This is a genomic window from Streptomyces zingiberis (assembly GCF_012034935.1).
Classification (GTDB): Bacteria; Actinomycetota; Actinomycetes; order Streptomycetales; family Streptomycetaceae; genus Streptomyces; species Streptomyces zingiberis.
The window spans coordinates 81,078-98,882 of sequence record NZ_JAATEN010000023.1; the positions used below are offsets into that span (position 1 = coordinate 81,078).

General features: G+C 71.0%; 21 protein-coding genes. 16 read left to right on the top strand and 5 right to left on the bottom strand.

The annotated features are described in order from the left end of the window. Positions 1 to 630 precede the first annotated feature (630 nt). From HCK00_RS23160 to HCK00_RS23180, 5 genes are all read right to left on the bottom strand, one after another. Positions 631 to 2,103 carry an SCO6880 family protein gene (locus HCK00_RS23160; RefSeq protein WP_168103957.1) on the bottom strand — a complete coding sequence of 491 codons (1,473 nt, stop codon included), beginning with the start codon at positions 2,101 to 2,103 and terminating at the stop codon, positions 631 to 633. Positions 2,104 to 2,187: 84 nt separating this feature from the next. Beyond that, on the bottom strand, positions 2,188 to 3,552 hold the full coding sequence (locus tag HCK00_RS23165; RefSeq protein ID WP_168103958.1) for an SCO6881 family protein: 1,365 nt from the start codon (positions 3,550 to 3,552) through the stop codon (positions 2,188 to 2,190). A gap of 16 nt (positions 3,553 to 3,568) precedes the next feature. Beyond that, entirely contained in the window at positions 3,569 to 4,258 is a 690-nt protein-coding gene (locus HCK00_RS23170) for a hypothetical protein (RefSeq protein ID WP_168103959.1), read from the bottom strand. Next, positions 4,258 to 4,569: a DUF6112 family protein gene (locus HCK00_RS23175; protein ID WP_206320777.1), complete on the bottom strand. Its 312-nt coding sequence runs from the start codon at positions 4,567 to 4,569 to the stop codon at positions 4,258 to 4,260. Before HCK00_RS23175 ends, HCK00_RS23170 begins: the two co-directional genes overlap by 1 nt. Positions 4,570 to 4,667: 98 nt before the next feature. After that, positions 4,668 to 5,786, bottom strand: a complete 1,119-nt coding sequence (locus tag HCK00_RS23180) for a C40 family peptidase (protein ID WP_168103960.1) — start codon at positions 5,784 to 5,786, stop codon at positions 4,668 to 4,670. 512 nt (positions 5,787 to 6,298) lie between these two features. Between HCK00_RS23180 and HCK00_RS23185 the strand changes: the two genes are divergently transcribed. The 16 genes from HCK00_RS23185 to HCK00_RS23260 all read left to right on the top strand — a co-directional run bounded on the left by HCK00_RS23185 (position 6,299) and on the right by HCK00_RS23260 (position 17,798). Continuing rightward, entirely contained in the window at positions 6,299 to 7,054 is a 756-nt protein-coding gene (locus tag HCK00_RS23185; protein WP_168103961.1) for a DNA-methyltransferase, read from the top strand. Positions 7,055 to 7,292: 238 nt separating this feature from the next. After that, on the top strand, positions 7,293 to 7,850 hold the full coding sequence (locus HCK00_RS23190; protein ID WP_168103962.1) for a DUF4913 domain-containing protein: 558 nt from the start codon (positions 7,293 to 7,295) through the stop codon (positions 7,848 to 7,850). Then, the gene (locus HCK00_RS23195) at positions 7,847 to 8,326 is read left to right on the top strand and encodes a hypothetical protein (RefSeq protein ID WP_168103963.1); all 480 of its coding nucleotides are present in this window, start codon (positions 7,847 to 7,849) and stop codon (positions 8,324 to 8,326) included. Before HCK00_RS23190 ends, HCK00_RS23195 begins: the two co-directional genes overlap by 4 nt. A gap of 18 nt (positions 8,327 to 8,344) precedes the next feature. Further along, positions 8,345 to 9,043, top strand: coding sequence for a hypothetical protein (locus HCK00_RS23200; RefSeq protein WP_168103964.1), 699 nt, complete (start codon positions 8,345 to 8,347; stop codon positions 9,041 to 9,043). A gap of 26 nt (positions 9,044 to 9,069) precedes the next feature. Continuing rightward, positions 9,070 to 9,792: a hypothetical protein gene (locus tag HCK00_RS23205; RefSeq protein ID WP_168103965.1), complete on the top strand. Its 723-nt coding sequence runs from the start codon at positions 9,070 to 9,072 to the stop codon at positions 9,790 to 9,792. 149 nt (positions 9,793 to 9,941) lie between these two features. Then, the gene (locus HCK00_RS23210) at positions 9,942 to 10,295 is read left to right on the top strand and encodes an SH3 domain-containing protein (RefSeq protein WP_240966031.1); all 354 of its coding nucleotides are present in this window, start codon (positions 9,942 to 9,944) and stop codon (positions 10,293 to 10,295) included. Between the two features lie 86 nt (positions 10,296 to 10,381). Next, entirely contained in the window at positions 10,382 to 10,867 is a 486-nt protein-coding gene (locus HCK00_RS23215) for a hypothetical protein (RefSeq protein ID WP_168103966.1), read from the top strand. After that, positions 10,864 to 11,310: a hypothetical protein gene (locus HCK00_RS23220; RefSeq protein WP_168103967.1), complete on the top strand. Its 447-nt coding sequence runs from the start codon at positions 10,864 to 10,866 to the stop codon at positions 11,308 to 11,310. The genes HCK00_RS23215 and HCK00_RS23220 overlap by 4 nt, the downstream gene beginning before the upstream one ends. Before the next feature lie 58 nt (positions 11,311 to 11,368). Beyond that, on the top strand, positions 11,369 to 11,737 hold the full coding sequence (locus HCK00_RS23225; RefSeq protein ID WP_375781998.1) for a hypothetical protein: 369 nt from the start codon (positions 11,369 to 11,371) through the stop codon (positions 11,735 to 11,737). A gap of 41 nt (positions 11,738 to 11,778) precedes the next feature. Beyond that, positions 11,779 to 12,639, top strand: a complete 861-nt coding sequence (locus HCK00_RS23230; RefSeq protein WP_168103969.1) for a winged helix-turn-helix transcriptional regulator — start codon at positions 11,779 to 11,781, stop codon at positions 12,637 to 12,639. Then, the gene (locus HCK00_RS23235; RefSeq protein WP_168103970.1) at positions 12,636 to 13,118 is read left to right on the top strand and encodes a hypothetical protein; all 483 of its coding nucleotides are present in this window, start codon (positions 12,636 to 12,638) and stop codon (positions 13,116 to 13,118) included. The genes HCK00_RS23230 and HCK00_RS23235 overlap by 4 nt, the downstream gene beginning before the upstream one ends. Next, positions 13,118 to 14,341, top strand: coding sequence for an MFS transporter (locus HCK00_RS23240; RefSeq protein WP_277348292.1), 1,224 nt, complete (start codon positions 13,118 to 13,120; stop codon positions 14,339 to 14,341). Before HCK00_RS23235 ends, HCK00_RS23240 begins: the two co-directional genes overlap by 1 nt. Before the next feature lie 32 nt (positions 14,342 to 14,373). Next, positions 14,374 to 14,697 (top strand): hypothetical protein, encoded by a 324-nt coding sequence (locus HCK00_RS23245; protein ID WP_240966033.1) that lies wholly within the window; start codon positions 14,374 to 14,376, stop codon positions 14,695 to 14,697. Positions 14,698 to 14,788: 91 nt separating this feature from the next. Beyond that, positions 14,789 to 16,012, top strand: coding sequence for an ATP-grasp domain-containing protein (locus HCK00_RS23250; protein WP_168104000.1), 1,224 nt, complete (start codon positions 14,789 to 14,791; stop codon positions 16,010 to 16,012). After that, positions 16,009 to 17,166, top strand: a complete 1,158-nt coding sequence (locus HCK00_RS23255) for an MFS transporter (protein WP_168103972.1) — start codon at positions 16,009 to 16,011, stop codon at positions 17,164 to 17,166. The genes HCK00_RS23250 and HCK00_RS23255 overlap by 4 nt, the downstream gene beginning before the upstream one ends. After that, entirely contained in the window at positions 17,163 to 17,798 is a 636-nt protein-coding gene (locus tag HCK00_RS23260) for an HAD family hydrolase (RefSeq protein WP_168103973.1), read from the top strand. The genes HCK00_RS23255 and HCK00_RS23260 overlap by 4 nt, the downstream gene beginning before the upstream one ends. Positions 17,799 to 17,805: the final 7 nt, after the last annotated feature.

Sequence of the window (17,805 nt, forward strand, 5' to 3'; positions counted from 1 at the left end):
GGGGGTCCTTGCCGCCGGAGAGGCGGGGGCAGGGGCCGGTCGTGGACCGGTGACGGGGGCGGCGGGGCATGCGGCGGAGGGCATTGTGGCGTTGGCCGGGGACGGGCGCGGGCGCTGTTCGCCGCGAAGGTCGACGAAGTGGTCCGAGGAAGGCAGGCCAACATGGCTCTGCTCCGGCATGGAGATGACGTCCGCTCCTCCCTCGGAGCATGCGGCGTCGGCTTGGTACCACTCGTGCCAGTTCGGGAGGCCGGCCAGTATGCGGGCAGCGTCGTCGAGGTTGGCGGCGTTGACGACGAAGCTCGTCGGAGCCTGGCCGTCGTGCCGCTCGCGTCCGGCGAAGGTGAGCGTGAACGCACGGGGAGTCGGCGGGCCTACCAGGTCGGCGAGGCGTTCGAGCACCGTGTCGAACCGGTCGCTGGCCTCAAGGGCCGTACTGATCCTGGCCTCGTCATAGTCGGCGTACTTCTCCTCGGTGACGTTGCCGTCGCTGTCGCGGAACTGGTCGAGCGTGGCGCGGTGGCGGGCGGCCAGTTCCTGGCAGGAGGTGAGCAGGACGCGCAGTTCGCGTCTGAGCTCATCGGTGTCGTTGATGGATGTCAGCGCATGTCCCGGAGTCTGGAAGGGGGGTTACAGAGCGGTTCTGGCGAGGGGCAGCGCGGCGAGGGCGAAGGCGTCTGGCTGCTGGTAGTTGAGGCGGCGCAGGTCCACGCCGGCGGTGACGGCGGCGGTCTCGATCTGTGCGCAGGCCGCGTCCAGGAGGGCGTCGGTGTCGGCGGTGACGGTGACCAGGCCGGTCAGGGCGACGTCGGCGTGCCCGGCGATGAGCTGGCGCTCGCGCTGTTTGACGTCGGCGTACTCGACGGAGTCTTCCTCGCTGTCGACCTGGCCGCGGCGGGCGCGTTCGTTGGCGTCGGCGATGATCGCGGCCTTCTTGCGCTGGACGTCCCGCAGCGCGGACTCCAGCCCCTGCGGCACGTAGACAAGGGACAGGCTGCGGCGGACGCCGGCGGTGAACATGATCCCGTGCAGGAACCCGGCCCCCATCTCGGTCCGCGGCCAGTTCTCCACCCAGTACGTGGCGTGGCGGGCGGTGTCGGTGGCGAGCCGGTCGTACTCCTCGACCTGTACGACGGGCCCGGCGGCTGCGGGGTCCGCTTCGGCGCGGCCGGTGGGGGACCACTGTTGGAGTGCGGCGAGAGCCCTGGGGTCGTAGGCGGTGCGGATGACGGCGGCGATCTCCCGGGCGCTCAGCCATCCGGTGACCATGAGGCCGGCGTTGCGGGCGGCCTGGGCGATGGAGGCGGTGGTCTGCTCCATGACGGTGAACGCGCCCGGAAGCCCGCCTCCGGCCTGCGAGATCAGCCGCTTGGCGGCTTTGAGGTCGAGGGAGATGGCGAGGTAGGTCTCGTGCGGGGCGGCGGCGGGGCCGGCGGAGGCGACGAGTTCGGAGTAGATCTGCCCGGCGACGGGTGTCTGCGGCTGGCCGTGCTGGGCCCAGCGGCGGGTGAGGGTGTCGCCGGAGTCGGGGACGGTGCGTTCCAGGACCTGCACGGTGGCGACGTGCCCGGTGCGGGCGATGCCCGCCAGCGCACGCCCCCAGCCGTTCACGTTGTGGTTCTGCGTTGCAGGGTCGAGCAGGGCGAAGGCCCGGCTGGTGACGCGGGCGATGGCGGTGAGGGTCTGTTGGTGCGGGTCGTGGACGGCGGCGGCGCCGTTGGCGGAGTCGCCGGGGGTGACGACTTTGAGGGCGGCGGCGGTGCCGGGCAGGTGGAGAAGGCCGTCCTGGCGGGGCCGGGTGACGGGCCGGGCGAGATAGAGGGTCTGCCCGGTGCGGCGGCGGTTGGCGTAGCGGGCGACGATCGGCGCCCAGTCAATGAGGGAGCGGCCGTGCCGACGGATCGCGACGGCTGCGGCGACCGCCGCCCACAGCGGGGTCAGCGCGATGACGCCAAGGAGACCCGTGGAGACGACCGTCACCAGCGCAAGCGCCAACGCGCCTGATACGAGGATGAGTTGCGGGAGAGAGAGGCCGAGGAGGATGCCGCGGCGGGAGCGGTGCGGGAATTTCACCGTGACCGGGGCGACGGAGAGAGCAGACAAGGGGCTGGTCCTGGAGGGCGCGGGCGAGGCCCGGGGGCGAGAAGGCGACGGGCACGTCCCGCCCCCGGGGAATCGGTCAGATGGTCAGAGGCCGGTCGGGGGCGGCGGCGGGGATCCCGTGCCGCTGCTCCCGGCGCTCTGCGTGCCGGAGGACGGCGGGGCCCCCTGCGGCGGAGGGCTCGTGGTCGGCAGGGCTGACCGCCATCCGCCGGCTTGGTCTGCTGCAACGCCCGATCCGGGACCGCCCGTACCCGGGGCGCCGCCCACCTGGCCGCTTGTGTCGTCCGTGACGCTGGTCGGCGGCGGCTGTACAGCCTTCTCCAGGCCGGACTTGACGGCGCCGCCCCCGGGCGAGGCACCGCTCCCGCCGCTCTGGGAACCTGCCTGGCCTGCCGGACTGGATGCGATGTCGCCAGGGAAACCGCCACCTGGAATGGTGTCCGGACCCTGCGGGGCCGCACCGGCTCCGGCTGCTGCGCCGCCGGTCCCGGCGGTGGCCGCCATCGCGGCTGCCTTCTTCCCGGCACGCTCGGCGTGCTGCTTGGCGAGCTGGGCACCGGCGCCGCCGGCCCGGTGAAGGGTTTCTCCGTCGGACCCTTCGGCCGCCCAGTGGACGAACTTGAAGGTCGCGTACGGGCACAGCAGAACGAGGATCATGATCACGATGCCGGCGAGGACGTCGGCGAGCGCGCCGAGGCCGTCCTTCGCCTCGGTCTTGCCCATGGCGGCGATCCCGAGCACGAAGATGATGGTCATCAGGAGCTTGGAGACGATGAGGGTGGCGGTGGCCTCGACCCAGCCCTTGCGCCAGCGGCGTGCGACTTCCCAGCCGCCGCCGGCGCCGGCGAACACGGCCAGGGTGACGAGTACGAGAATGCCGACCTTGCGCACCATCATCACGCACCAGTACAGGACGGCGCCGATGGAGGCTCCCAGGGCGGCGAACACGGCGACGAGCCAGCCGAGTCCGGCGAGTCCGGGAAGCTGGTTGACCTTGACGATGCGGCGGACCGCGGTGGCGATGTCGGTGTTCGCGGCCTGGAACAGTCCGGCGGACAGGGCGTCGACCACTTCGATCGCGACGGTGGTCAGGGCGATGGCGGCGAAGGCGAAGATCACGCCGGATGCGGTGCCGGTGAACGCCTGCCTCAGGGCCTGTCCGTCGCGTCTGATCGCGGCGCGGACGAGCTGGGCGCAGAACGTGGCCACGAGAACGACCAGGCCGATGGGGAGGATGGTCTCGTAGTTGTCGCGGAACCACGCCGCGTTGAGGTCGACGCGGGTGGTGACGTCGACGGCCTTGGAGGCGAGGTCGGCGGTGGCGGCGGCGAGTTCGCCGGCGCTCTTGGCCATCCAGTCGCCGATCGCCTTGCCGGGGTCGGAGGCGAAATCCACGGCTTCGCCGACCGTGCAGACGGTGTCCGCGAGGGGGAGGTCACAAAACCCCATGGAGGACTCCTATCGGTCAGGGCGCGACGCGCGGGGCGATGGCGACGAGTGAGCAGTCGGCCGAGGGGCGGCACTGCACGGCGAGGGTGATGGAGCGGTCCTCCGCCCCCTGGCCGCCCTCGGCCCAGGCGAGCGTCTGCTTGCCGGTGACGGTCACGGCGTAGATGTACGCCTTGGTGATCGCCGAAGGGTCATCGGCCAGGGCCTGCTTGAACGCGGCCGGGTAATGGCCCTCGGCGATGGTCGCGGTGGCGTACTGCTTCTGATCGGCCATCCGCGACCACAGCGTCGGATCCGGCATCTGCACGGAGACCGACGCCCAGTCGCCGTACTCGCTCTCCTTCGTCATCCACGCCTGCATGCCGGCGAGCTGCTGCTCGTGGCTGGTGGTGCGGGTGTCGTAGGACCAGAGCATCGCCGCGGCGGCCTGGGCGAACGCGAGGGGATCGGAGATCCGCGGCGGCTGGGGAACCGACCCTGTCTTAGCTTTCGGTTTCTGCGTACCGCCCGTCGGCGCCGTACTCGGTGATGAGGACGCTGCGGGGCTGCTGGAGGAGGGGTGTCGCTGTTGGCCGTGGCCGGTGAAGTAGGCGGTCGCGCCGGCGATGGCGAGCAGGCAGGCCAGGGCGATCGCGACCAGGGTGAGGCGGCGGCGTGCAGACCAGCCCACGCCGTATCCCGACGGGGAGAAGAGGCCCGTGCGCATCAGCGGACCTGGGAGCCGAGCGCGGAGAAGAACGCGACGATGCCGTTGGCGGCACCGAGGCCGAGTGCGGCGCCGGCCGCGACGACCGCGCCCTTCTTCCCGTTCGCCTCGGCCTGGTGGCCACCGGAGTGGTGGCCCCATGCCCAGACGCCGAGGGAGACGGCGAGCGCGCCGACGACGGCCACGATGCCGAAGAGGTTGATGCTGTTGACGACGTTCTTCAGCACCGACAGGCCCGGCAGGCCGCCTCCCTTGGGGGAGATGCCCGGGTCGTAGGCGAGCTGGATGAAGCGGTCGGCGAGTGGGGTCATGGGGATGACGAGGCTCCTTGCGTGCGCAGGCCAAAGGGCCCGGCAGAGGGGACGAGAGAGGAAAGGGGAGGGCGTGACGGGTGCGAGAAGGGCTGGTGTCAGACGACGCGGCGCGCGGCGAGGACGTCCCAGTCCTTGATCGCGGTGATCCGGACGGGCTTGGATGTGCGCGGGGCCTCGATGACGAGGCCCTCGCCGAGGTACATGCCGACGTGCTCGGGGCGTGCGGCACTGCCGCGGCTGAAGAGCAGGTCGCCGGGCTTGAGAGCCTTCGCGGAGACGGCCTTGCCCTCGTTGACCTGCGTGTACGTGGTCCGGGTGAGCTGGATGCCGGCGTGGGCGTATGCCTGCTGCATCAGCGAGCTGCAGTCGCAGCGGCCCATCGGGTCGGGGCCATGCGGCGCGGTGCAGCTGCCGCCCCACTGATACATCGTGCCGAGCTGCTGCATCGCCCAGACGATCGCCTTGCGAGCCCGCGGGTCGGTCCCCGCGGGGATCTTGTAGCCCTTCGGGACGGCGCCTTCGGGGATCGGACCGAACGAGGAACCGTCGTCGGTGCTGCAGGCGGACGTCGAGGGGGTGGCCTCAGTGCTCTTGCCGGCACGGTCCTTGCCGGCGCCGGGGAAGGTTGCGGCGATGGCCTTCTGCAGCGCGGTCGCCAGCGGTTCCCACTGCGCGTACGCGTCCGGATAGCCGGACCTCTGCACGGCCTGAGCCGCCTGAGTGAGGGTCATCTGCTGCCAGCCGTCGACCTTCAGCAAGTGCTTGTAGAACTGCTCGGAGGCGTAGACCGGGTCGTGGATCTCCTCAGCGGTGCCCCACCCCTGGCTGGGGCGTTGCTGGAACAGACCCAGCGAGTCGCGGTCCCCGGCACCGAGGTTGCGCAGCCGGGACTCCTGCATCGCGGTGGCGAGCGCGATGATCTGGCCCTTCTTCGGCACGTCGAGGCTGATGCCGGTGGCGACGATGGTCTGAGCGTTGGGGATCTGCTCAGCGGGCAGGGTGAGGCCCTCGATGTGGACGTCCTTGGCGGAGGCGCCGTCGAGGATCTTGGTGACCTGATCGGCGACAGCGTCGGTGTCCAGGTCGGTCATGCATTGGAACGCGCTGCTGCTGGCCTGGGCGGCTTCGCTGGAGGAGGCCATCATCATGGCCGCGCCGCCGAGGAGGAAGGGGGAGAGGAAGACGACGCCGATACCGGCGGCGAGCGCCTTCAACCGGTGCGGCCCGCTCGCGGGGCGCCGTTGCGGGGCAGGGACGGGGAACGAGGCGTCATGGACGTGTCCTTCGGGGTGCGGTGCCGGACTGCCGCGTACGCGAGGCGTGGTGGAAGGGAACGCGGCAGGCCGGCGGTGGGCGATGGGGGCGGGCCGGCGCGGGCGAGTTGCCGCTCGCTGAACGGGCCGGGCCGTGAGCTAGGTATGCCGGGGCAGGGGAAACCTCCGCGAGGCGTGGTGGGGATGGGCCAGCGGCGGTGTGCGCCGGGCGGTTGAAAAACTGTAGGCCCGGATCGCCGGTCGACCAAAAAGTCGGCGTGAGGGGTCGGATTCCGACCCCTTGTCAGTGCACTTTTTGGTTGACCGGCGTTATGCCTCTACAGTTTTTGGACTCCCTTCGCTCTTCCCTGGTCTGTGGCCTTGGGCTTCTGCATGCCCGAGTTATGCCCGCGGGGTTCCGCGTGCGCGACGGGGGTTTTCCCACACTCTCCCACCGGAATCGGGGTACCTCTTTGCCTTTTTCCCTGCATCACGGCGACGCGCTGAGCGTTCTCGCCACCCTGCCGGACGACTGCGTCGACTCGGTCATCACCGACCCGCCGTACAATTCCGGCGGTCGGACCGCGAAGGAGCGCACCTCCCGCAGCGCAAAGCAGAAGTACACCTCCGCCGACGCCGGTCACGGCCTGGCCGACTTCACCGGCGAGAACATGGACCAGCGCTCCTACGGCTTCTGGCTCACGCAGATCATGACAGAGGCCCAGCGGCTGACGAAGACCGGCGGGACGGCGCTGCTGTTCACCGACTGGCGCCAGCTGCCCATCACCACGGACGCGATCCAGGCGGCCGGCTGGCTGTGGCGCGGGGTGCTGGCCTGGCACAAGCCGCAGGCCAGGCCCCAGAAAGGTCGGTTCACACAGAACTGCGAGTTCATCGTCTGGGCGTCCAACGGGCCGATCGACGCATCCCGTAACGCCGTCTATCTGCCGGGCCTCTACAGCGCCTCGCAGCCATCGGGTGCCAAGCGCCAGCACATCACACAGAAGCCCGTCGAGGTGATGCGCGAGCTGGTCAAGATCTCCCCGCCGGGCGGTACCGTGCTCGACTTCTGCGCCGGCTCCGGCTCCACGGGCGTCGCCGCGCTCCTGGAAGGCCGCGACTTCATCGGTGTGGAGAAGACCAAGCACTACGCCTCCATCGCGGCTGACCGGCTCACGGAGACTGTCCGTCAGACCCTCACCCAGGATGACGTCGTCCTGACCGCCTGAGTCATCAAGGCCGTTTCACTGAAGTGCTTATGGGGGCCCTTCCAGCGGCCCGTCGCTGGGGTGCTCCCAGGCGGCCATCACAACGTCGGTCGCCCCCCTCCCCATTTCTTCCCCGGCTTCAAGGAGGCCCGTCTTTTTCATGCCTGAATCCGTAGAAACCCATGGTGATGGGGAGTTGGAGCCGATAAGGATCCCGGATCCTCACCTCGAAGGAATCGAGGCAAGGGTCCGGAAGCTGATGGAGCAGTCCGCCCAGCAGGCCCAGCAGCTCGACCACCTCGCCGCCGGGCCGACTCCAGGTCCGTCACCGTTCGCCGCGTTCGGCATGCCGGGACTCGGCGGATCCGCTCCATCCGTTCCGCCCGAGCCGCGCCCGATTCTGGAGCTGGAGGGCGAGGAGTACGAGGACGAACTGGACACCCTGAGCGACTGGGTCGACGACTTCCTGATGCCGGTGTATGGGGCCGAGGTCACCACGGCGGCGCCCTGGTGCCTGCAGTGGCAGGAGCACGAGGATGTCGTCGCGTGGCTTCACGCGCTGTGGCTCGCCTACCAGCAGCACAAGGACTCTGAAGCCGGTCTGAGCGGGCTGTTCGTGTGGCACCGGGACTTCCTCACCCACGCCATCGCGGCGATCCGGGCGCCCGGTGGTCCGCTGTCGGCGTGCATGACCTCTCCGGAGAGGCCCGCGCACCGGATCCTGCCCGGCCCGCCGCCCTCGGCCCGCACGGTGAAGACGGATACGACCGAGACCGGGACACCGGGCTCTGGTGAGCCGGGCGAGCCGACGTCATGAGCGCGGGGCAGCCGGCTTTCGGCCTCAGCTTCGATCCCCGGGCCCTGACCGACCTTCTCCAGGCCCCCGGCGACATTCGCGACCTGACGCTGGCGTACCTGCAGGACGTGGTGAACGCCGAGCGGTTCGGGATCAAGCTGACCGGTGACCTGGAGGGCTACCGCAAGCTGTTCGTGGATTCCCGCAAGGAGTGGCGGGTCGTCTACGCCGTGCGCCCCGCACCGCCGACGTCCGTGCACCGCAACGACATCCACGTCGTGGCCGTCCGGCCACGGGCGGGCAACGACGTCTACGACACCGTCGGGCAACGTCTGGGCATGGCCCGCAGGCCCCTGAGCGCCCGCACCCACGCTGCCCGCGCCCGCTCCCCGCAGCTCACCGCTCGCGGGCCCGTGCCGAAGCCGGGACCGCTGCCCTCCGCGATGCCGGGCCTGCCCGGCCCGGCCCGCGCTTCCTCGCCGCACCACGCCCGCTGACACCAGGAGCAGCCGCCTATGTCCTCTGATCCCACGCCGGGAACAGCCCGGCGCGCCATCTCCCTACTCGACCGCCGCGTTGAGGCCGCGACCGGCCACGACATAGGCACCCTCTGGGACTACCGCGACCGCGGCGTCCTCGACGAGCCGCACGCGCGCCTGGTCGACCGGCACCGCGAGCTGGTCAAGGCCGAGAGCAGCGTCATCTTCCACCGACAACTCCTGTACCGGCTCACCAGCGGCGAGTTCCCCGTCGACTCCGCGCTGCTCGCTCGGATCGACCGCGCGGTGCATCAGCTGGAGGAGGCCGCTGGTGAACGCGACGCTGCCACGGCCCGAGTGATCGCAGCCCTGGAGCCGATCGAGACCGCCGCACGCGCCACTCAGCCGGACGGACACGGACCGCTTCCGGCAGCGGACCAGGCGGCGCTGCTGGCCATCGCCGGCGGCGCCAAGCTGCATGAGCATCTTGTATCCGGCCGGATGTCCGTGGTCACCGCCTCCGGCACCCGGATCCCGTACACCCACCTGCAGCGGCTCGAAGCGGCCGGCCTGGTCTCCCGCGACGCCAGCCATCCGGTCCACGCCGGCCAGCCGGTCGCCTTGACCGACGCCGCCCGCGCCGCACTGGCCGACAGCCGCCGCCCGACCCCGACCGCTGCCCCGGCCAGTGCCCGGCCCGGGGCCTGGCCGACCGCCCCCGGGCGCCGCCGCTGACCCCCGCCCACCTAGCGAAAGGCCCTATGCCCCCGCCCGAACTGGACTTTCGGCTAGACGACTTCGAGGCCGCCGACGAGCGGACCGCGGAGGCGTTCTCGCACGCGATCGGGATAGAGCAGGACATGCTCACCGCACTCGCCGAGCACCACACCCCCGACGGGGCGCAGAGCTACTACGTCCTGCACAACGGCGCCGTCACCTGGGGCATCCCCGGTGAACCGCAGCTCGTCGCCCTGCACCTGCAGCGGGACATGGAGCGACGGACGTTCCGCTTCGAGCACGCCGAACTGCCCCTGCCCGCAATGGCGCAATCCTGGCTCATCCACCGCGGCTGCCCACCAGATGCCATCGGCCTCATGCCAGGCATGGGAACCGCGCCTGCGGATGAAGCGACCCGCGCGCTGGAGCAGCGGCTCATGGGCGACGGGGATCACTTCGCTCTCCTGCACAGCTACACCCGGGACGACCCTGACGACGTGACCACCGTCGTGGTCCTTCGCGCACTCGATGAGCGCAGTCCCGCGCCGTTCCGTGTGCTGCACGAGGAAGCGGACACCGAGGCGGGGACCCACACGCTGCGCGAGGGCGGCTTTGCCACCGTCGCCGAGGCAGTTCAGTGGTGCCACAACCGGCTGGGCCGAGAGGCCGCGCCGTTGCCGCCCGTACGGCTCACGGCCCGCTCCACGGAGCCCTCGGGCACGGTGCCGGCAGCTCCCGCGCAGCGCCCGCCAGGCCGAAACCGCTGACCGGCAAATCCGCTGAGCGGGGCGAAACATAGCCGACGATCGCCGGTTAGCCAAACCGGCGAATCCGTGGACTCTTATACCGCCGACGGGGCGAAAGCCCCGTCCGCCTCTCTCAGCATTCCCATTCCCCGCACGGAGGTTACTTCCGCATGCGCTCCACCCGAATAGCGATATCCGCCGCGATGCTCGGCGCACTCGCTCTGCCGTTGCTGTCCGCCCCCACCGCCGGTGCGACACCTTTCGCCACCGCAGCGACCCTCTCCAGCGCCAGCAGTTGTCGGACCAGCCCGCCGCTGCCCTACACGGTCCACACGAAGGCCGTGACCATCCGCTCCAAGGCGTCAGTGAAGTCCACCAGCCTGGGCATTCTCTACCGCGGTCACAAGTTCACCGTCCACAAGACCAGCGGGAACTGGCACTACATCACCGACAAGACCACCGGTGTGAAGGGCTGGGTTTCCGGCACCTACGTCTACCGCGACGTCCGCATGTGCCTCGACTGAGCAAAGCCCCCTCAACTCTACGCAGCGATAGACGAGTTGATCCGTCCCCTTTCGCTGCTCCTCTCTATGGAGGGCCAGCATTTCCCATGCCTATTAGAAAGGAGTTCTCTGTGCCTGACGGCATAGAGGATGTCGTGGGCGTGCTCACCGAACAGATCGAGCGCCGCTTCGAGATGAGCATGGACGAACTGACCGCCGCGGTCGACGCGGCGCCGGACGCGAACCCCGAAGCCACCGACATCGTCAAGTGGCACGGGCTCCTCACCGAGTCCCAGGCGGCGCTCGGGCGTGCCGAGGACGACCTCCTCGCCGCGCTTCAGAGGCAGCACAGCGAGGTCGACGACCCAACGCTGGACCTCGCTCACCGCGTCAATGCGGCCGTGACCACGCGTGACGGACGGGCCCTGGTCGTGCGCTGGCTCCTTGACCCCGACGCTCCGGGGAAGAAGGACCTCGCTGCCGAGCGTCTGGCCCGCCTCAATGGTGGGTCACGCCGGGGCCCGGCTGTGCCCACCAGCGCGCCCGCCCGGCCCGCGACGGCGCCCGCCACCGGCCGGGGAGTCCTGCGGTGAACGTCCGCAACAAGCCCTGCACTCAAGACGGCCGGCTCCGGGAAGTCTTCGGCGCCCCGGTCACCGAGCTGTACGAGACGGCCGCCGGCCCGGACGCCTCCGCCGCGCTGACCCGGGCGCTTGAGATCCGCTCGTTCCTGGCCCTGGCCGAGGAACAGGTCACCCGGATCTGCAAACGCGTGCACGAGGCGATGGCACCGGGGCGCGACATGGACGAGCTGTCCGCGGACCAGCTGCGGATGGACGCGCGGTGGCTGGAGGCAGCGCTGGATGCCCGCAACGGCTACCGCACCGCCCTCGGCGACCTGCTGCGCACCATGCCGCCGCCCGGCCAGCGGACCCACCCGGCCCGCACGACCCAGCAGACGATCACCACCCGGCCCCCTGCCAGCGCCGCCCCGGCACCCCAGCGTGCCGGGGCGGCCCGGGACCGACGACCGTGAAAGCCCCCGCCGATTGCCCCACCCCACGTCCGTCCAGATCGCCGCACGGATTGAGGAGTTGTACGGCGCTTCGCTGAACGACCTCGAAGCCCACGCCCAGGACCAGCCGCCCGGGATGCTCGCCGCCCTCCTCGCCAGCCACCACACGCTCGCCTTCGCCGAGCAGAGCATCACCGTCCACCGCGAACGCCTTGAGCAGCTCATCCACCCCGAGCGGCAGATCGGCACCTTTGAGGTGTCGCACATCGTCGACTGCGCCCGCCGCCTCGCTGAAGCCGTCGCGGTTCGCGACACCCAGGCCGCCACCACCCAAGCGGTCCTGCAAAGCCTCGGCCGCACCGACGCTCCCAAGCCGCCTGCCGCCTGTGCGGCTGCCGCCGTTCCCACTCCGCCCGTACCGGCCGCCAGCGCCGCCCCGAGCCGCTGACCTATCGGGCCCCTGCCCGTCTGCACCCAGGAGTTCCCCCTTTGGCCACCACCGGTCTGCCGCCCGCCGCCGATGCCGACATCGCCCGGGTCACCGAAGCCCTCCACATGATCACCCCGCGCTGGAACGTGCGGATCCTGCTGGTCCTGAACGAGCCTCCGCAGCGTTACACGCAGGTCGCGACCAAACTGCCGTACCTCCACAGCGGCCAGCTGCACCCCAAGATCCGCTCGCTGTGCGACGCCGGCCTCCTCGAGCGCACCGAGCACTCAGCCCACTACGTCACCTACGGCCTCACCCAGCGCGGCAGGCAGCTCCTGCCGGTGCTGGCGGCGATCGCCGCCTGGGCCGAGGAACACCTGGAGCAGCCGGAGCAGCCGCTGTCCGCGATCGAGCAGATCGAGGACAGCCTCACCCTCCTCACCCGCAGACAAGCCCCGGCGATCCTTTGGGTACTCAAGGCGCGCCAGGAGGCGAGCGCCCGGGCCCTGGCCCGCCTCGTTATCCCCGACGGCTACTGGACCAGCATCTACCCCCCGTTGCGCCAGCTCATCGACGACGGCCTCGTGGTGACCGCGGGCAAGGGCCAGCCCTACCGCCTCTCACCGTCCGGCGACGGACTCGGCCACGTCTTCGGCGCGCTGTCCATGTGGGCCGCCGGACGACCGGTCGACCATGCGCCGAGGCACCCGCTCTGGGGCCGGCCGGATCCCAGCACCATGACCGCGCCTGGGACGTGGGTCAGCCACCCGTCCCGGCTTTTGGTCCCCTCCGCCCGGCCGGCACCCGCTGTGCAGACCCAGCCCGTCCATCGCCCGGCCTGGCAGAACGGCGACCTATTCTCCCACGCCACACCGGCCCGCCCGATACCCGCCCTGCTGGCCGGAGGAGTCCGCCGGTGATCCCCGCCCTCTCTCCCCAGCAGTTGCAGGCCGCGTGCACGGCGCTGTCGTCGGCTGGCCTGATTCGCCTGATCAGCGAGATCGATGACCACGGGGCCATCCCGCCCCGCGCGCTGGCATGCACCCTTAACGACCTCACCAGGGACCAGATCCGGCAGGCCACCGAGGAGGCGGATGCATTCGGACTCCTCGACCGCTCGCATTCCGGCCTCGGGCTCACCCCAGCCGGAGCAGACCTTGCCGACCTCTACGACGCGACCGCCCGCTGGGCCCGGCGCAACAACTACCCGGCGCCGATCTGCGACTTCGCCGGGCGGATCCGCCGCACCTTCGCCCTGCTGGGCGAGGCATCCGCGGATCCTCGCCCCACGGAGGGCGGCGCCGACGCCGAACTCGGCCGTGTCCACCGGCTGCTGGCCGAATGGATCCACACGCACCAACCCCAGCAGATCCGCGGCGACCACGGCGTTGCCGCGTGATGCCGGATGCGGCTGCGCGTTCCACCGCCAGCCTCAGGCGCAGGATTTATCTGCCGCGCGGGGCGGATGCCGCCGCGTTCGCGATGACCACCTACGGCATCCCCTTGCTCGTCCTTGCCACCACCGGATCGGCGGCCCTTACGGGGCTGGCCTTCGCCTTGGAGTGGATCCCCCGTATCGGGGCGTTCACGGTGGCCGGCACTCTCGTCGACCGCTACGGCACGGCCCGCGTCTTCCGTACCGCCTGCCTGGCGCGGGCCCTGGTCGTGCTCGCCGCCGCCGCCGTTCTCACCGTCCTTGAAACCCGGACGCCGGCTGCGACGGTCACGGTGATGCTGCTCGCCGCCTCGACCGGTGTACTCACCGAGTTCAGTTTCGTAGCGGCTGAAACTGCCGGCAGTGAGGCCAGCCGGAAGGCCGGCGACAGGGCGCACCGGGTGCAGTCCGTCCTGCTGGGGATCGATCAGACCGCCACGCTGGCCGGGCCTGCAATCTCCGGCTTGCTGCTGGAGCACGGCGGACCGGCCGCCATGCTCGGCACGCTCGCCAGCCTGTCCCTCCTCGCCGCAGCCCTCGGCCCCCGCGTACGCACCGCGCCGCCCGGTGTGGCTTCCGCGAAGCGAGGGCTGCGAGCGGGATGGGCAACACTGGGTTCACTGCCGGCCCTGGCCTGGCTGGTGGGCGGCCTGGTCGTCTCCAACGGAGCCATCGCCCTCCTGCAAGCAGCCGTCCCGGTTGTCATCGTCACCGAGCTGGACCACTCCAGCGCGGACGCCGGACTCATCTGGTCCGCCGCAGCCATCGCCTCCCTGCTCGCCATCACCGCCTCCCGCCGCGCGATCGACCGCTGGGGCCTGTGGCCGGTCGGCGCCGGGGCCGCCACGGTCGCAGCCGCAGCGACGTTCGCCGTCGCCCAGGCCGACACCTACCGCAGCTACCTGCTGCTGATCGCCATCGTGATGGCCGGCGAAGGCAGCCTCACAGTCGTCTTCCGTACCCTGCGCTCCCGCCTGATCCCGCCCGAGGTGTTCGCCAGCACCCTCGCCGTGACGGTCCTGCTGCTCCTGCTGCCCTTCCCCGCCGCCGGCCTGCTCGTCGCTGCCGTGCCGCCCGCCCAGCTCGGACACGCCATCACCGTCGCCGCCGTCGGCCAAGCCCTCGGCTTCGCCGTCGCCTTCGCCCGCCTGCGCACCCTCCCAGCGCTACGCACATCGTCGGCCTGACCCTCCCGATACGAGAGGACCCTTCGTCGCTCATGTCCACCATCACGCAGACCGGACTGCCCGGCCTCGACCTCCCGCACCACGGTGTCCGGCCGACGATCACCGAGCAGTTCCACGCCTTCGACTCCCAACACCCCTGGGTGTACCGGGCCCTGGAGCAGCTCGTCGCCGCGCGCCTCGCGACCGGCGCGACACGGGTCGGCATGAAGGCGCTGTTCGAGGCCCTGCGCTGGCGCCACCCTCACGGCGTGAAGGGCCTCAACAACAACTACACCGCCCTCTACGCAAGAAGGCTGCTCGACGCGCACCCGGAGTGGGCCTGCGCCATCGAGGTCCGCCGTCGGCGCAGCCCGTGACCACCGGCCGGCACAACCCATCCGCCACCACATCCTCCGAGGAGCCTTCTTGTCCGACCGTCCTGTCGTCCTGGTCGTGGCCGCGGCCGACATGGAAGCCGAGGCGTATCGCCGGTACTGCCTTGAGTCCGTGGCCGCCTCCTACGACGTCGTCCTGATCACCAGCGATGAACCCTCGTGGGAGGTGCCGTTCATCCGGGACTGCGTGGTCGTGCCCGATCCCACCGACCAGGCGGCGCTGTCCGCCGCCGGCCGGACTCTGGCCGACCGCTACGAACTGGCTGGCGTGTTCACCTGGACCGAGTGGTACCTCGTCCCGGTCGCCCGCCTCGCCCGCCAGCTCGGCTTGCCCACCACGGCGCCTGAGGTGATGCAGGCATGCCGTAACAAGGCCACCGCGAGGAGCCTGTTCGCCCGCCATGGTGTCCCGTCGACAGCATCGGTGAGCGTGCGCACGCGTCGGGAGGCGCAGGCCGTGGCCGAGCGGATCGGCTACCCGGTTGTTCTGAAGCCCGCCGCGCACGCGGCGAGCATGGGCGTGATCCGCGTGGACGGCCCCGAACAGGTCGCTGCTGGCTACGACTTCGCCGCCCGGGCCGCCGGCCTGGGGACGGAGAGCACCAGTGTGCTGGTCGAGGAGTACCTCGACGGGCCCGAGGTCTCGGTCGAATGCGTCACCTACCGGGGCGAGACCACCGTGGTCGCGGTCACCCGCAAGACCGTCAGCGCACCCCCGTTCTTCGAAGAACTCGCCCACTCGGTCGACGCGTCCGACCCGCTGATCGACGTGGTCGCCCCGGCGGCGCGAGCCGCGATCGGCGCGCTCGGCATCACCGACGGCGTCAGCCACGTCGAAATGCGCCTGGTGCACGACCGGCCCCGGCTCATCGAGGTCAACGGCCGCATCGCCGGGGACCTGATCGGATACCTGGTGCGCCTGGCCACCGGCATCGACCTGCCCCGTGCGGCGGCCGACATCGCCTGCGACCGCGCCCCCGACCTCACCCCCACCCGGCACTCGGCCGCCGCGATCCACATGATCTACCCCGAGACCTCCGGCACCCTTACAGCCCTCCGCTTCGACGGTCCCCGGCAGCCGTGGCTGGAGCAGATCTCCTTCCAGCGCAGCGTCGGCGACCGGCTGCTACTCCCGCCCGAGGGAGACATGTTCTCCGCCCGGATCGGCTTCCTGATCACCACAGGCGCCTGCGCCGAAGACGCCCGGCACCGCGGCCAGGAGGCGCTGCGCGTCCTCACCTTCGACATGGCTCCCCACCAGGTCGGCCAGGGCGCGGGGGCGGATCCCCTCGCATGAAGACAGCACCCCTCACGGCCCGCCGCAGCCGTGGCCTGCTGACCGGCTACTTCCTCGGCCTCGGGGTGGTGATGGCCATCTGGGGCGCCCGGATGCCGGCCGTTCAGCAGACCGCCCACCTGAGCACCGCCCACCTGGCCCTGGTACTGCTGGCCGCCGCGCTCGGCATGGTCGCAGGACTCCAGGCCGGGAGCCGGCTCGCCCAGCCAGAGCGCCTTCCTGCCCTACTCACCTCGGGCGCCACCGGCATCGCCGCATGCCTCGCCCTCCTGGGCCAGTGCGACAACCTGCCGTCCCTGCTCACCGCCGCCCTTGCGTTCGGTATCGCGCACGGTGTGCTGGACGTCGCTCTCAATTCCGCGGCGGTGCGCTGCCAGAACGCCGCCGGCAGACCCATCATGTCCTCGCTCCACGCCGCCTACTCCATCGGCGCCCTCGCGGGAGCCGCCCTGGCCGCCGTCACCGCCCACATCAGGCACAGCACCCTCTTCCTCGCCACCGGCCTGGCCCTCACATGCGCCGCGCTCGCTGCCGCGCCCGTAACCCGCTCCCTGAACGGCACGGATCAACCAGCTGCACCCGCGGGCCTCGCGCATGGCGAGATCCGGCCGGCACTCTCCTCCGGGAAGCTGTGGCTGCTGGGCGTACTGGCCGCCTCGTGCCTGCTGGGGGAAGGGGCAGCCGCCGACTGGGCTGCCGTCCATCTGCACAGCCTGGATGCCTCTACGGCCGTGAGCGCAGCCGCGTTCGCCCTCTACAGCGCGGCCATGGCTCTGGGGCGGCAGACCGGCGACCGGCTCACCGCCACCTTCGGCGCCCCTCGCGTCGTACGGGTTGGCGCGATCCTTGCCGTGGCCGGACTTGCCACCGGTGCCGTCACCTCCAGCATGCCGTTGGCTCTGGCCGGCTGGGCCCTGTTCGGGCTGGGCCTGTCCATCACCGTTCCCTGCCTGATCACGGCTGCCGGAGTCGGCGGCCCACGGGCCGTGGCCACGGTCGCCGTCACCGGCTACCTGGGCCTGCTCGCCGGGCCCGCCCTCATCGGCGCCCTTGCCACCGTCACCACCCTGTCCACGGCACTGCTGCTGCCCGCCCTGCTCGCAGCAGCCGTCGCCGCCCTGTCTCACCGAGCCCTGGAGAAGCCTTCCCCTTGACCCTCACCACCGCCAACCCGGCCCTCGACGCTGTGATCCTCGACTACAACGGCGTCATCGGCCTGCAGCCCGACGCTGACCAGTGGAAGCACCTTGCCCACCTCGCCAACTGGCCCGACGGCGACATTGCCTCGTTCCAGAGCGCCTTCTGGAGCGCCCGCGAGGCGTACGACGCCGGCCAGCTGAGCGACCTGGCGTACTGGGCCCGCGTACTCGGCTACCACCCCGGCCCGCGCATGCTGCGCGAACTGCGCACCGCCGACACCGCCATGTGGACCACGGTGGACCACCGCATGATCGCCGTCCTACGGCGCGCCCACCAGCTCGGGTTGCCGATGGTGCTGCTGTCCAACGCCCCGCACCCGCTCAGCGACGTCCTCGACACCCACGACTGGTGCCGCGAGCTGATGACCCGGGCCCTGTACTCCGCCCGGCTTCAGGTGTGCAAGCCGGACCCGGCCGCCTACCAACTGGCCCTGGGCGCCACCGGCGTCGCAGACCCGCAGCGCGTGCTGTTCGTCGATGACCGGGCGGACAACTGCCGCGCCGCCACCCGCCTCGGGCTGCGCACGCTGCACTACACCGGCCAGCCCGCCCACCTGGAAGCAGCACTGCTGCCCCGCACCAGCTGACCCAACC

What these genes read in the sequence shown, in the direction of transcription:
- HCK00_RS23165 (WP_168103958.1), bottom strand. Translation starts at nt 3,552, where the DNA reads ATGGGGTTTTGTGACCTCCCCCTCGCGGACACCGTCTGCACGGTCGGC.
- HCK00_RS23170 (WP_168103959.1), bottom strand. Translation starts at nt 4,258, where the DNA reads ATGCGCACGGGCCTCTTCTCCCCGTCGGGATACGGCGTGGGCTGGTCT.
- HCK00_RS23175 (WP_206320777.1), bottom strand. Translation starts at nt 4,569, where the DNA reads ATGACCCCACTCGCCGACCGCTTCATCCAGCTCGCCTACGACCCGGGC.
- HCK00_RS23190 (WP_168103962.1), top strand. Translation starts at nt 7,293, where the DNA reads ATGGAGCAGTCCGCCCAGCAGGCCCAGCAGCTCGACCACCTCGCCGCC.
- HCK00_RS23195 (WP_168103963.1), top strand. Translation starts at nt 7,847, where the DNA reads ATGAGCGCGGGGCAGCCGGCTTTCGGCCTCAGCTTCGATCCCCGGGCC.
- HCK00_RS23200 (WP_168103964.1), top strand. Translation starts at nt 8,345, where the DNA reads ATGTCCTCTGATCCCACGCCGGGAACAGCCCGGCGCGCCATCTCCCTA.
- HCK00_RS23205 (WP_168103965.1), top strand. Translation starts at nt 9,070, where the DNA reads ATGCCCCCGCCCGAACTGGACTTTCGGCTAGACGACTTCGAGGCCGCC.
- HCK00_RS23210 (WP_240966031.1), top strand. Translation starts at nt 9,942, where the DNA reads ATGCGCTCCACCCGAATAGCGATATCCGCCGCGATGCTCGGCGCACTC.
- HCK00_RS23215 (WP_168103966.1), top strand. Translation starts at nt 10,382, where the DNA reads ATGCCTATTAGAAAGGAGTTCTCTGTGCCTGACGGCATAGAGGATGTC.
- HCK00_RS23240 (WP_277348292.1), top strand. Translation starts at nt 13,118, where the DNA reads ATGCCGGATGCGGCTGCGCGTTCCACCGCCAGCCTCAGGCGCAGGATT.
- HCK00_RS23245 (WP_240966033.1), top strand. Translation starts at nt 14,374, where the DNA reads ATGTCCACCATCACGCAGACCGGACTGCCCGGCCTCGACCTCCCGCAC.
- HCK00_RS23250 (WP_168104000.1), top strand. Translation starts at nt 14,789, where the DNA reads ATGGAAGCCGAGGCGTATCGCCGGTACTGCCTTGAGTCCGTGGCCGCC.
- HCK00_RS23255 (WP_168103972.1), top strand. Translation starts at nt 16,009, where the DNA reads ATGAAGACAGCACCCCTCACGGCCCGCCGCAGCCGTGGCCTGCTGACC.